A 13,506-nucleotide genomic window follows, 5' to 3' on the forward strand; every position below is an offset into this window, starting at 1 on the left:
GATGCGAGTGAGCATCCCTTTTTTTCGTCTGTCGATTAGATAATCGAATGACTCATATTGATATCGGCTGCTGGTTTTGGAAGGGAATCAAATTCTTCAATGACGCTGTCTTTGAAGATAATTTTAGCAATAAGTAGTAAAGAGTTTTTATCCTGAACGCCATATTTATTCAGTAATCGTGATTTGCTGTTCAGTACAGACTTCTTATTTAGCCCGATGATGTCGGCAATCGTTTCTGCTGAGTAACCCGCACACCAATACTGGAATACGGCATATTCAGATTTTGACAGCCTGACAGGACTGAATAAACGGCGGTCGTGAAGGTGGACGAAATCGAGTAATTTATAAAAAGAATCGATGGCGGCTGACTTTGAAATAAGAATCGTTTTTTCGTCAATGCACACGGGAGGGTGATTGGGGGAATTATTGATGATAATGAACGATGAGGCCATATTATAAAAGTGAGTTTTTATCGACTCGTAGTATTCCTCAAAACCCTCGCTGCTACCGTCAATGATGAAAATACATTTCTTCTTTCCTTGCTGTAGCGTAAACCGGTTGACAGGTTTTATCGAGAGCATAGGGATACTCGATAGGATTTCCCGTAATCCTACCGTGGTAAAATTGCATTTACTGAAAATTCTCACATCCATGATTTTTAACACATATGAGTTTATTGTCTGAAAGTGGCCATAAACCAATAATCGTTGCTGATGTTATCCAGTTATTAAGAAATCACGATCCTAAACTGCCTTTGAATCGCTAAAAGGTGGAGCCTATAGAGAAACCTGCGGGCGCGGCAACAGGTTTTATCATATATCTATATGATCAAACTGGAAAAATTTTTATTGGTTTAACATAGTATGCTTGATTTACTGGTTTATTTCTATCTTTAAATACAGGGGGTTACTCCATCATTCTTGTTTATTGCGACGTAAGTCTCTGTGCTAATCGCGATTGCCTGTTTTTCTGTATGCTGCGCATTCGCGGATTGCGGCTCCCTGCATCAGGAAATCTGCCGAGATTCGTTTCTTAAAAAGAGAACGGAGAGTAAATGCGATTGAAAATAGCTATCTATTTATATCTATTAATTCTTAAATCCTATCATTTTGAGCATAGAAGGGATTGGAGATAGCGGTTATGTCGCAGCTTACCGTGAATATGATGGGGATGATAGTGGTCGGATGACTAGCGGGCAATTGAGATTTTTTCAATTGCCCCGTGTGTGTTCTTTGCGAGTAATCAGCGTGTGTGATTATTTCTCGGCAGCGATACGCTCACGAATGTGTTTGGCGCGCCCTTCTGATGAAGGATGGGAATCGAACATGCTGCTTTCACGACCGGCATCAAGTTTGGCCAGTTTTTCAAAGCTGCTTGCCAGACCTTCCAGCTTGACGCCACGTTTCTTCAGCAGATCGAAGGAATAGTCATCTGCCTGCGTTTCCTGAGTTTGAGAGAATTGAGAATTAACCAGTTTTTCTCCCAGATCGGCGAGTTGAGATTGTGACAGGGATGCCGCTACGCCACCCGCAGAGCCAATGGCAGTACGTGCAGCCGTCGCTGCATAGGCAACCTGCATCGCTTTACGCGTGTGGCCGAGCGCAACGTGGCCAATTTCGTGGCCGAGAACGCCTTCTACCTCGTTGTCATTCATCATATCCATCAGGCCGCTGTAGACGCGGATGCAGCCGTTAGCCATTGCCCAGGCGTTAACGTCTTTTGTCAGATAAACCTTATAGTTGGCTGGTGTACCGTTGATGTCATGACCCAGCGCATCTGCAATTTTATTCAGGCGCTGTGTGTACTTGCTGTCGGCAGGGGCAATCTTTGCTTCTTTATCCATTTGTTCACAGGACTGATTGCTGAGTGATTTAACATCAGCATCGCTGAGCGTCGCCGCCTGAAATGCCTGCACGCCAGATTGCATCAAGGTATTGGTGTTTAGGTTCTGGCAGCCAGTCAGCAAGGTTGCTACACACAGCGCCAGTACAGAAGAACGAATAGCCATAAAAATCATCTCCATACGATTAATGTTTATTTTTTTAATACCCAAAAAGCGGCTATAAGGTACCCGAAAACGATAGTGATAAATAGATCGGAAAATCTGATTTGTCTGTCTTCCTCTATCATCGTCGACGATGAATTTCTGTTTTTGGTGTGTTCCAAAAAGGCGCGGTTGATAAAGGTGAACCTACTAGAAAACATGGTGTATGGCGCTGTAATCAACTGCCTAATTGGTAAAAGAACCGTCATTGATTCCTCAGCCGATAAATCCCTGTTTTTTGCTCACGGTTCCATGTGCATTCCCTCTGCTTTTCATGTACATTTGTAATCATATTTATTTTGTCATTCTTGTTTAAATTATTGATTTTTAATGATTATACAGGAAGGGCAGTCGTTCAATCCGATCTGGAGTCAAGCATGTCCTCTCGTAAAGAACTTGCCAATGCTATCCGCGCGCTGAGCATGGATGGGGTGCAGAAAGCCAAATCCGGTCACCCGGGTGCACCGATGGGCATGGCCGATATCGCCGAAGTGCTGTGGCGCGATTATCTTAACCATAATCCGGCCAACCCTAACTGGGCCAACCGTGACCGCTTCGTGCTGTCCAACGGCCACGCGTCCATGCTGATTTACAGCCTGCTCCATCTCTCCGGCTACGACCTGCCGATTGAAGAACTGAAAAACTTCCGCCAGCTGCACTCCAAAACGCCGGGTCACCCGGAATACGGCTACACCGCCGGCGTTGAAACCACCACCGGCCCGCTGGGTCAGGGGATTGCCAACGCAGTGGGTATGGCGATTGCCGAGCGCACGCTGGCCGCGCAGTTCAACCGCCCGGGTCATGAGATTGTCGACCATCACACCTACGCGTTTCTGGGTGACGGCTGCATGATGGAAGGGATTTCCCACGAAGTCTGCTCGCTGGCCGGCACCATGAAGCTCGGCAAACTGACTGCGTTTTATGATGACAACGGCATCTCTATCGATGGTCACGTTGAAGGCTGGTTTACCGATGATACCGCCGCCCGCTTTGAAGCCTACGGCTGGCACGTGGTGCGCGGCGTGGACGGTCACGATGCGGACGCTATCAAACGCGCTATCGGTGAAGCCCAACTGGTGACCGACAAGCCGTCGCTGCTGATGTGCAAAACCGTGATTGGTTTCGGCTCACCGAACAAGGCCGGTACGCACGATTCCCACGGTGCACCGCTGGGTGATGCGGAAGTAGCAGCGTCCCGCGAACAGCTGGGCTGGGCGCACGCGCCGTTTGAGATCCCTGCTGATATCTATGCTGCTTGGGATGCGAAACCGGCCGGTCAGCGTAAGGAAGCGGCCTGGGATGAGGCGTTTGCCGCCTACGCCAGTGCGTACCCTGAGCTGGCTGCCGAGTTCAAACGCCGTACTGGCGGTGAACTGCCGGCCAACTGGCAGGCGGACGCACAGAAATTTATCGACGATTTGCAGGCGAATCCGGCGAAAATCGCCAGCCGCAAAGCGTCACAGAACGCGCTGGAAGCCTACGGCAAATTGCTGCCGGAATTCCTGGGCGGCTCTGCCGACCTGGCACCGAGCAACCTGACTATCTGGTCCGGTTCTGTTTCACTGGATAAAGACCACGCGGGTAACTATATCCACTACGGCGTGCGCGAATTCGGTATGACGGCGATTGCCAACGGGATTGCGCTGCACGGTGGTTTTGTACCGTACACCGCGACCTTCCTGATGTTCGTGGAATACGCGCGTAACGCCGTGCGCATGGCGGCGCTGATGAAAATCCGCAGCATTTACGTTTACACCCACGACTCCATTGGTCTGGGCGAAGACGGCCCGACACACCAGCCGGTTGAACAACTGGCCAGCCTGCGTGTCACGCCGAACATGAGCAACTGGCGTCCGGCAGACCAGGTGGAAACGGCGGTGGCGTGGAAATACGCGATTGAGCGTCAGGACGGCCCGACGTCGCTGATCCTGTCCCGTCAGAACCTGGCACAGCAGTCACGTACCGCTGAGCAACTGGCGAACGTGGCGAAAGGTGGCTACGTGCTGAAAGACAGCGAGGGTCAACCTGAGCTGATCCTGATTGCCACCGGTTCTGAAGTTGAACTGGCTGTCGGCGCATATGACAAACTGACTGCCGCCGGCCGCAAGGTGCGCGTGGTGTCCATGCCGTCTACAGATGCGTTCGACAAGCAGGATGCAGCTTACCGTGAAGCGGTGCTGCCGAAAGCGGTATCGGCACGCGTAGCGATTGAAGCGGGTATTGCGGACTACTGGTTCAAGTACGTCGGCCTGAACGGCGCGATTGTCGGCATGACGAGCTTCGGCGAATCGGCTCCGGCTGAGCTGCTGTTCGAAGAATTCGGCTTCACCGTCGATAACGTCGTTGAAAAAGCGCAGGCACTGCTGAAGTAATCACGCCGCATTAATCTCTATATGAGAAGCCGTCAGCTAGCGCTGGCGGCTTTTTTTCATCTTTAGTTTCACCTACCTCTTGATGCGCTTTGCCTGCCCCTCGATCGCGGTTTTTTCATTTTTATGACGTAGGTCACTCTTCTTGTGTGTGCCAGACGAGAATATTTCTTTTATGCGTTAATTCGTTTATGCTAGCTGAAGCGTTTCAGTTTTTGTGCTGGCGGCGTTTCTCCAGGGGTTCTCTGGTGTCTAAGAAGGGTATATCCTATGTGCTGGGTAACCCTGCCACGACACAAGGAATCACAAAGAACGCCATGACGATCCGTATTGCGATAAACGGTTTTGGCCGCATTGGCCGCAGTGTTTTACGTGCGTTGTATGAATCAGGCCGCCGAGCCGAGATTACCGTTGTGGCTATTAACGAGCTGGCGAGCGCGGAAGGTATGGCGCATTTGCTCAAGTATGATTCCAGCCACGGCCGTTTTTCGTGGGATGTGCGTCAGGAGTGCGACCAGCTTTATGTCGGTGATGACTGTATTCGTCTGTTGCATCAGGCAGAGATTCAGCCATTGCCCTGGCGAGAACTCGGTGTCGATATCGTGCTGGATTGCAGCGGCGTCTACGGCAGCCGGGAAGATGGAGAAGCCCATCTGGCGGCGGGTGCGAAGAAAGTGCTGTTTTCTCATCCGGGAACGACGGATTTGGATGCGACGGTGGTGTTTGGTGTCAATCACCACCAGTTGGAAAGCGGGCACCGCATTGTTTCCAATGCGTCCTGCACGACCAACTGCATTATCCCGGTAATCAAACTGCTGGATGATGCGTTTGGTATCGAGAATGGGACGGTGACGACGATTCACTCGTCGATGAACGATCAACCGGTGATCGATGCTTATCATCACGATCTGCGGCGTACACGCGCCGCCAGCCAGTCGATCATTCCGGTAGATACTAAACTGTCGGCGGGGATCACCCGTATTTTTCCGCAGTTTGTCGATCGTTTTGAGGCGATCTCGGTGCGGGTACCGACGATTAACGTCACGGCAATTGACCTGAGCGTTAGCGTCAGGAAAGCTGTAAATGTGAATGAAATTAACGCACTATTGCAAAAATCAGCGCATGAGTCGTTTCGTGGTATAGTTGATTACACTGAATTGCCGTTAGTGTCGGCTGATTTTAACCACGATCCGCACAGTGCCATTGTCGACGGCACGCAGACACGGGTCAGTGGTCAGCATCTGATTAAAACATTGGTCTGGTGCGATAACGAATGGGGCTTTGCCAACCGGATGTTGGATACAACACGGGCGATGGCGGCCAGCGGTTTCTAGTACGACGGTGGCGATCTGGGGTCGCTATCTCGCTCAAGCAACTTTAAAAGAGAATCAACAAGAGGATTCACCATGTCTGTAATTAAGATGACCGATCTGGATCTGGCTGGTAAACGTGTTCTTATTCGTGCGGATCTGAACGTACCGGTAAAAGAAGGGAAAGTGACGTCTGATGCGCGCATCCGTGCCTCTCTGCCGACCATCGAAATCGCGCTGAAACAAGGTGCTCGTGTTATGGTCACCTCCCACCTGGGACGCCCGACCGAAGGCGAGTACAACGAAGAATTTTCTCTGCTGCCTGTCGTTGACTACCTGAAAGAAAAACTATCTTCTCCTGTGCGTCTGGCGAAAGATTACCTGGACGGTGTTGATGTCGCCGAAGGTGAGCTGGTTGTACTGGAAAACGTCCGCTTTAACAAAGGCGAGAAAAAAGACGACGAAGTCCTGTCCAAGAAATACGCGGCGCTGTGTGATGTGTTCGTAATGGATGCATTCGGTACGGCACACCGTGCGCAGGCTTCAACCCACGGCGTGGGTAAATTTGCCACTATCGCTTGTGCAGGCCCGCTGCTGTCTGGTGAGCTGGAAGCGCTGGGTAAAGCCTTGAGCGAGCCAGCACGTCCGATGGTCGCTATCGTGGGTGGTTCTAAAGTTTCCACTAAACTGACCGTGCTGGATTCCCTGTCTAAAATCGCCGATCAGCTGATCGTCGGTGGCGGTATCGCCAACACCTTCGTTGCTGCACAAGGCCACAACGTGGGTAAATCCCTGTATGAAGCCGATCTGATTCCTGAAGCGAAGAAGCTGCTGGAAACCTGTGATATTCCTGTACCGAGCGATGTGCGTGTTGCGTCAGAATTCTCTGAAACTGCAACGGCAACGCTGAAGTCCGTTACGGCAATCAAAGACGAAGAGCAGATTCTGGATCTGGGTGATGTATCCGCTGAGCGTCTGGCTGAAATTCTCAAGAATGCCAAGACCATCCTGTGGAATGGCCCGGTTGGCGTCTTCGAATTCCCGAATTTCCGTAAAGGAACCGAGACCATCGCCCGTGCTATCGCAGAGAGCGACGCGTTCTCTATCGCAGGTGGCGGCGATACGCTGGCTGCGATCGATCTGTTTGGTATTGCAGATAAAATCTCCTACATTTCTACCGGTGGCGGTGCATTCCTCGAATTTGTCGAAGGGAAAAAACTGCCAGCAGTGGTTATGCTGGAAGAACGTGCCAAGCAATAATTTAAGGTAAGGGGCGCTTTTCCTCTTTCCTGTGGTTGTCTCGATAGGTGATGTTCGCAATATCGTGTCGAGACAACCTTGTCGATTTAACATCGATTTCTCTAACCCCTCCACGGCCAACGAAACGGGACACGTAACATGTCTAAAATTTTTGATTTCGTAAAACCCGGTGTCATCACTGGTGATGACGTTCAGAAAGTTTTCGCAGTAGCAAAAGAAAACAAATTCGCCTTGCCAGCAGTGAACTGTGTCGGTAGCGACTCAATCAATGCTGTGCTGGAAGCCGCAGCCAAAGTGCGTGCGCCGGTAATCGTTCAGTTCTCTAACGGCGGTGCAGCATTTATCGCCGGTAAAGGCCTGAAAGCAGAAGGTCAGCAGGCGGCAATTTTGGGTGCGATTTCTGGCGCTCATCATGTGCATCAAATGGCTGAACACTACGGCGTGCCGGTGATTCTGCACACCGACCACTGCGCGAAAAAATTGCTGCCGTGGATCGATGGCCTGCTGGATGCGGGTGAAAAACACTTTGCTGCGACTGGCAAACCGCTGTTCTCTTCTCACATGATCGACCTGTCTGAAGAGTCTCTGGAAGAGAACATCGAGATCTGCTCTAAGTATTTGGCGCGTATGGCCAAAATTGATATGACCCTGGAAATCGAACTGGGTTGTACTGGTGGTGAAGAAGACGGTGTGGATAATAGCCACATGGATGCTTCTGCTCTGTACACCCAGCCAGAAGACGTTGACTACGCGTACACTAAACTGAACGCGATCAGCCCACGTTTCACTATCGCCGCTTCTTTCGGTAACGTGCATGGCGTATACAAGCCAGGTAACGTGAAACTGACCCCGACCATCCTGCGTGATTCTCAGGAATATGTTTCTAAGAAACATAACCTGCCGCACAACAGCCTGGACTTCGTATTCCACGGTGGTTCTGGTTCCAGCGCTCAGGAAATCAAAGATTCCGTTAGCTACGGCGTAGTGAAAATGAACATCGATACCGATACCCAGTGGGCAACGTGGGAAGGTATCCTGAAATACTACAAAGAAAACGAAGCGTATCTGCAAGGCCAATTGGGCAACCCGAAAGGCGACGATCAGCCGAACAAGAAATACTATGACCCGCGTGTGTGGCTGCGTGCCTCACAGGCAAGCATGGTGACTCGTTTGGAACAAGCTTTCAAAGAGCTTAATGCTGTTGACGTGCTGTAAGTCAGACGACGTAAACATGATTTGATGCTAAGGCTCCTACGGGAGCCTTAATTTTTGGGGCTTTTCGTACTGATTGTTGGTGTAGTCTGCCGATATCGGCGTGTACAACCAACGGCAACGCACAGGCGGTGTATTGGGATCTGCTGGAAAGCTTTAAATGCGTGCTGGATGAGCACCGTATTGCCATTCTTTATCCGCAGATGGATGTGCACCTGCATAAGGTTCAGAAACGAGCTAAATAATATGCTGCACCACAGGGGCCGCATGGCCCCTGATTGATCCTTACCTTTACTGTCCGTAATAGGCGTTCTTCCCATGTTTACGCAGGTAGTGCTTGTCTAGCAGAACTTGCTGCATAGTGGTAATACTCGGCGTCAACTGGCGTGAAAAAATCCCCATATAGGCTATCTCTTCTAGCACCACTGCATTATGTACCGCATTGTGTGCGTCTTTACCCCAGGCGAATGGGCCGTGGGCATTGACCAATACGGCAGGAATGTCTGCCGGGCTGATACCGCGCTGGCGGAACGTTTCTATAATGACGTTGCCCGTTTCCTGCTCATAGTGCTGCGCAATTTCGTCCTGTGTCATCAATCGCGTACAGGGGATGGCACCGTAGAAATAGTCTGCATGTGTAGTGCCCCAAGCGGGTAGATCCAACCCTGCCTGGGCCCAGATGGTGGCGTGGCGCGAGTGCGTATGAACGATGCCGCCGATCTCGGTAAAAGCACGATATAGCGCTAAATGTGTCGCCGTATCCGAAGAAGGCTTTTTGTTACCTTCGATGGTTTGCCCAGAGGCCAAATCGACCACGACCATATCATCTACGACCATATGTTCGTACTCTACGCCTGACGGTTTGATGACCACCAGACCGCGGTCACGATCCACGACGCTGACGTTACCCCAGGTGAAAGTCACGAGATTGTGACGCGGTAAATCCAGATTCGCTTCCAGGACCTGTTGTTTGAGCTGTTGTAACGTTAGCATGGCATTCCCCCTTGTTGCATTTTCTGCTCGATCCAGCGGCGCGCCTGAACGATCTCGGCGACGGGTTCATCAGCTTTTTCCGTCCACATTTCAATTAGGAAAGCACCGCGATAATTGAGAGATTTCAGCGTGCTAAAAACGGAAACGAAATCCACACAGCCTTCGCCGAATGGCACGTCGCGGAACTGTCCTGGCGAGGTTGCGGTAACGGCTAAGGTGTCTTTTAGATGGATGGCGGCGATACGATCGATACCTAGCTGTAATTCTTGCGTGACATTGTTGCCCCAGGCGCTGAGGTTGCCGACGTCTGGGTAGACGGTAAACCACGGTGAAGCCAGGCAGGCATCCCAGGCTTTCCACTTACTGATCGAGTTCATAAAGGCGGTATCCATGATCTCCACGGACAACATCACCTGCGCGGCGGCGGCACGTTCAACCGCCCATTGCATTCCTTCTGTAAAGCGAGCGAGCGTGCTTTCATCCTGTTGCTCGTAATAGACGTCATACCCAGCTAGCTGAATGGTACGGATGCCTACGTCGTTGGCCAGTTGAATGGCCTGCTCCATGATCGTAAAGGCGCGCTGGCGTAGTGCCTCGTCATGGCTGCCGAATGGAAAACGCCGATGCCCAGATAAGCACATCGAAGGGATGCGAATGCCGGTTTCCAGCATCGCGTTGACCAACGAAAGTCGCTGCTCTTTACTCCACAGCAGGCGAGCCAGGCGTTCGTCGCTTTCGTCTACCGACATTTCAACAAAGTCAAAACCGCAGGCTTTTGCCAGCGCGAGGCGTTCTGGCCAGGTCAGGTGTTTCGGCAGGGCTTTTTCATAAATACCTAATGGGTGTTGGCGCATATTAAGTCCTCCAGATGGCGTCAATGGCGGCACGGAATTGGCGAGCCGAGTTGACTGGGTCAGGTACATCCGCCAACGCTCGTCCGGCAATGAATGCAGTGACGGCGATATCGCTGAATAGCGGCAGATCCGCAGGGGTAATCCCCCCAGTAATAGACAGTTCCATACCGAGGTCAGAGAGGGCTTTCATCGTGTCCAAATCCTGCTGGCCCCAGGTTTGGCCGCTGGCCTGCGCATCGCGCCCACGGTGGTAAATCGCCTGTTTGATACCTAGTGCACGCCACGTTTTGGCATCTTCCAACGTCCAGCGACCGAATAGCTCAATTTGGATCTCTCCCCGATGACGCTCAGCCACTTCCAGTGCACTGGCCATGGTGGGAAGTGGTGCTGCGCAGATCACAGTCATCCAGCTAGCGCCGTGAGAAAAGGCTTGATCCGCCAGCGTTGCGCCCGCGTCAGCGACTTTCAGATCTGCCACCAGCACATGGTGAGGGTAGCGCTCACGCAGTTGCCTGACAGCCTGAATACCTTCGCTGATGCACAAAATGGTGCCTGCCTCGATGATGTCAACATAAGGGTGGAGTAATTCCACGGTAGTGAGGGCGGCATCCAGTCGAGTGTGGTCGAGCGCCAGTTGTAGGCGGGGTTGCGTTGTCATGGTTTCTCCTTACCGGCGGGTTGCAGCGCTTTTAACGCGTCGACGAGCGCCTGATAGTGTTGGTATTTTTTGTCGTAGGCTGTGCGAACGTGTTCATCTGGGGTAAGGCGTGTAATGCGTGGTGAGAGCACCCGCTGGGCGGCAGTGAAATCGCTAAAGGCACCGCTGCCGACCATCGCCGCTATCGCCGCACCAAGACAGCCGGTTTCTTCTACCTGTGGGAGTTCGACAGGCAGGCTGCTGATGTCCGCGAACATCTGCATCCAAGGGAGAGACTTGGCAGGCCCACCAGTAATTCGTAACGCATCCACGTTAGGGAAGCGCTGACGCATACGATTCAGGTGCGCCATGTGGCAGAACACCACGCCTTCGTAAATGGCCTGAACGAGGTGCTCTCGCTGGTGGAACGCTTGCAGGCCGTAGAAGCTGGCGCTGAGCCCTAATCCGGCGTTGGAGCCATACAAGAACGGGACAAACAGTAGGGGGCTGCCTGCTTTAGGCAGATCCGAAACCCAGCGGTTGATCTGAGCATAATCGACCTCTAAACCGTCACTCAGCCCCCATTGTTGGCAGAACCATTCCAGATTGGCGGCAGACGTAGGGCTGGCTTCATGCACGATGTAACGGCCTGCTTCCGCATGGCGGCCATACACAAAAGGATGGTCGTAGCCATCAGCGAGCGTGTCGGTGATGCCGCTGGTAACAGACCATGTTCCCATTACAGCATTGAGTCGGGTTTCGTCCTGAAGGCCTGCGCACAGAGCGGTAGAAACCACATCGAATAATCCGCCGACGACGGGGGTTCCTGCCTGTAGCCCGGTGAGCTGTGCCGCTTCTGGGGTAATTTGGCCTGCGATATCAGCAGAACCGATAAGCGGCGGTAAAGCATCGATGATTTCTGCAATCCCGAGCTGTTTTGCTAGTTCTGGATCGTAGCGGCCCGTATCCATGTTGTAGAGATTGGATTCGGAGATATTGGTTTCTTCACAAGCCCGTTTTCCGGTCAGGCAAAAACGCAGATAGTCGTGTGCCATGAACAACGTACCGATTTGTGCATAGCGTGTTGGCTGGTGGTCTTTAAGCCACCGTAGTAGCGAAACCGGATGGCCTGTCCACAGCGTCTGCCGCGTCTGAGGATAAAGCACTTGCGGTATCCCTGCCTGCTGCCATGCCAGAACCTGTTCACGTGCGCGTTGATCGGATGACAGCATCGCATTGCCTAGCGGCTTGTCATGTTTATCCAGCAAAAATAACCCTTTACCTTGGGCAGAGATCCCTACGCCAGAAATGGCGCTGGCGGGGAGTGCTGCTCTGCTCAGCAGTTCGCGAATAACCTCAGCAGCGGTCTGCCACAGGGTGTGCATGTCGCGCTCAGCCCAACCGGGTTGCGGTGTGGTAATTGGCAGATTACGACGTGCGATGCCGTACTCTGTTCCGGTGATGTCATAGATCCCTGCTTTGATAAAGGTACCGCCGCAGTCGAGCCCCAGAAAATAGTCCATCATGCTGCCTCCGTAGACTCATCGCAGCGCGGTGGTAGCATCATGGCCAGTACAGCAGCAATCGCCAGCGAGATGGCCAAACTGTAGACACCAACGTCTTTGTTAAAGGCTGAAATCAGGACGCCGACCATATAGGGGCCGCAGAAACCACCGAGATTACCGAGCGCGTTAATGACACCGCGAGCGCCGCCAGCGACGCCGGCATCAAACAGCTTGGGAGGAATGGTCCAGAACACGCCCGCAGCCGCCTGAATGAAGACGCCACAGCCGACCAGTGCGGCATAGGACCACCAGATATGGCTTTTGAGCAAGACGGACAGCGCCATGCAGATAGCAAAACAGGCGAGCGGTAATGCGACGAAGACTTTACGCTTTCCTGAGTTATCGGACAGATAAGAGATCGTGAACATGCCGATGATCGCACCGATATAAGGCAAAATAGCCAGCATGCCGACCTGTTCCATATTGCCGTTGGTTAGCCCTTTTAGAATAGTGGGTAACCACAGGGTGTAGCCGTAAATGCCTGTCTGGTAAAAGAAATTTACCAAGATTAGCTGCCACATCAACTTTTCGCGCAGTACTCGGCTTAGGGAGGCATTACGGACGGTTTTTCCTTGCAGGGCTGCTTGTTCTTCCTGTAACGTTTTGATCAGATAATCTTTTTCTGCCTGTGAAATCCATTTCGCTTCCTGCGGGCGGTTGCTGATGGTAAACCACCACAGCAGCATAACCACCAGCGAGAACCCTCCCTCAACCAGAAACAGCATGCGCCAATCCCAGGTTGTGATGACCCAGCCAGAAAGCGGGGCGGTCAAAATTCCGGCGATAGGCACAAACATGATAACAATCGCGTTGGCGCGGCCACGCTCTTTATCGGGAAACCAGTTGCTGATCATGGTGAGCACCACTGGGAGCATGCCGCCTTCAGATACCCCCAGCGCAAAGCGCAAAAACAGCAACTGATACTGATTGGTCACCAGACCGGTTAACACCGAAATGACGGCCCAGGCCAGCAATGACCAGCCGATAAACTTTTTACCGTTGCCGTGTACGGCGAGTTTGCCGCCCGGCACTTGTAAAAACAGATAGCCGATGAAGAAGATCCCGCCTGCGAGTCCTGCCATTGATGCCGTAATACCCAGTTCGTCATCCATACCGCCCGGCATAGCGAAGGCAATGTTGACTCGGTCCATATAGGAAATAATGCAGGTAATCAAAATGGGCGGAACGATCCGCAACCAGCGCAATCGAGGAGTGTTTGCCGCTGTGGGCTGGCTAGAAGAAACGGTAGCTGTATTCATATC

The 13,506-nt window shown here is 52.1% G+C and carries 11 protein-coding genes and 1 pseudogene; 5 read left to right on the plus strand and 7 right to left on the minus strand.

The annotated features are described in order from the left end of the window. Nucleotides 1-35 precede the first annotated feature (35 nt). Nucleotides 36-581, minus strand: a complete 546-nt coding sequence (locus tag H0248_RS06885; protein WP_180785268.1) for a helix-turn-helix transcriptional regulator — start codon at nt 579-581, stop codon at nt 36-38. A 674-nt stretch (nt 582-1,255) separates the two neighbouring features. Beyond that, entirely contained in the window at nt 1,256-2,008 is a 753-nt protein-coding gene (locus H0248_RS06890) for a M48 family metallopeptidase (protein ID WP_180785269.1), read from the minus strand. Nucleotides 2,009-2,421: 413 nt separating this feature from the next. Here H0248_RS06890 and tkt point away from each other — a divergent pair, with 413 nt between their 5' ends. The 5 genes and pseudogenes from tkt to H0248_RS22085 form a co-directional block, all read left to right on the plus strand. Then, nucleotides 2,422-4,416: a transketolase gene (gene tkt, locus H0248_RS06895; protein ID WP_039501599.1), complete on the plus strand. Its 1,995-nt coding sequence runs from the start codon at nt 2,422-2,424 to the stop codon at nt 4,414-4,416. A gap of 314 nt (nt 4,417-4,730) precedes the next feature. After that, nucleotides 4,731-5,747, plus strand: coding sequence for an erythrose-4-phosphate dehydrogenase (gene epd, locus H0248_RS06900; protein ID WP_014916731.1), 1,017 nt, complete (start codon nt 4,731-4,733; stop codon nt 5,745-5,747). Nucleotides 5,748-5,819: 72 nt separating this feature from the next. Further along, on the plus strand, nt 5,820-6,983 hold the full coding sequence (pgk, locus tag H0248_RS06905) for a phosphoglycerate kinase (protein ID WP_010681801.1): 1,164 nt from the start codon (nt 5,820-5,822) through the stop codon (nt 6,981-6,983). Nucleotides 6,984-7,121: 138 nt separating this feature from the next. Beyond that, nucleotides 7,122-8,198: a class II fructose-bisphosphate aldolase gene (gene fbaA / locus H0248_RS06910; RefSeq protein WP_039487408.1), complete on the plus strand. Its 1,077-nt coding sequence runs from the start codon at nt 7,122-7,124 to the stop codon at nt 8,196-8,198. Between the two features lie 104 nt (nt 8,199-8,302). Then, a pseudogene (locus H0248_RS22085) lies at nt 8,303-8,440 on the plus strand (mechanosensitive ion channel protein MscS); the annotation flags it as partial. A 46-nt stretch (nt 8,441-8,486) separates the two neighbouring features. On the opposite strand, the gene araD reads toward H0248_RS22085, so the two are convergent. From araD to H0248_RS06935, 5 genes are read right to left on the minus strand one after another with little or no spacing between them, the layout of a single operon-like run. After that, nucleotides 8,487-9,188, minus strand: coding sequence for an L-ribulose-5-phosphate 4-epimerase (araD, locus tag H0248_RS06915; RefSeq protein WP_180785270.1), 702 nt, complete (start codon nt 9,186-9,188; stop codon nt 8,487-8,489). After that, a complete protein-coding gene (locus H0248_RS06920) occupies nt 9,182-10,042 on the minus strand; it encodes an L-ribulose-5-phosphate 3-epimerase (RefSeq protein ID WP_180785271.1) in 861 nt (286 codons plus the stop codon). The genes araD and H0248_RS06920 overlap by 7 nt, the downstream gene beginning before the upstream one ends. Before the next feature lies 1 nt (nt 10,043). After that, nucleotides 10,044-10,700, minus strand: coding sequence for a 3-keto-L-gulonate-6-phosphate decarboxylase UlaD (gene ulaD, locus H0248_RS06925; protein ID WP_180785272.1), 657 nt, complete (start codon nt 10,698-10,700; stop codon nt 10,044-10,046). Beyond that, entirely contained in the window at nt 10,697-12,202 is a 1,506-nt protein-coding gene (locus H0248_RS06930; protein WP_275898511.1) for an FGGY-family carbohydrate kinase, read from the minus strand. The genes ulaD and H0248_RS06930 overlap by 4 nt, the downstream gene beginning before the upstream one ends. After that, complete coding sequence (locus tag H0248_RS06935) at nt 12,202-13,503, minus strand: MFS transporter (protein ID WP_180785274.1); 1,302 nt, start codon at nt 13,501-13,503, stop codon at nt 12,202-12,204. Before H0248_RS06935 ends, H0248_RS06930 begins: the two co-directional genes overlap by 1 nt. Nucleotides 13,504-13,506: the final 3 nt, after the last annotated feature.

Source organism: Pectobacterium brasiliense (assembly GCF_013449685.1).
GTDB classification, from domain to species: Bacteria; Pseudomonadota; Gammaproteobacteria; order Enterobacterales; family Enterobacteriaceae; genus Pectobacterium; species Pectobacterium brasiliense_A.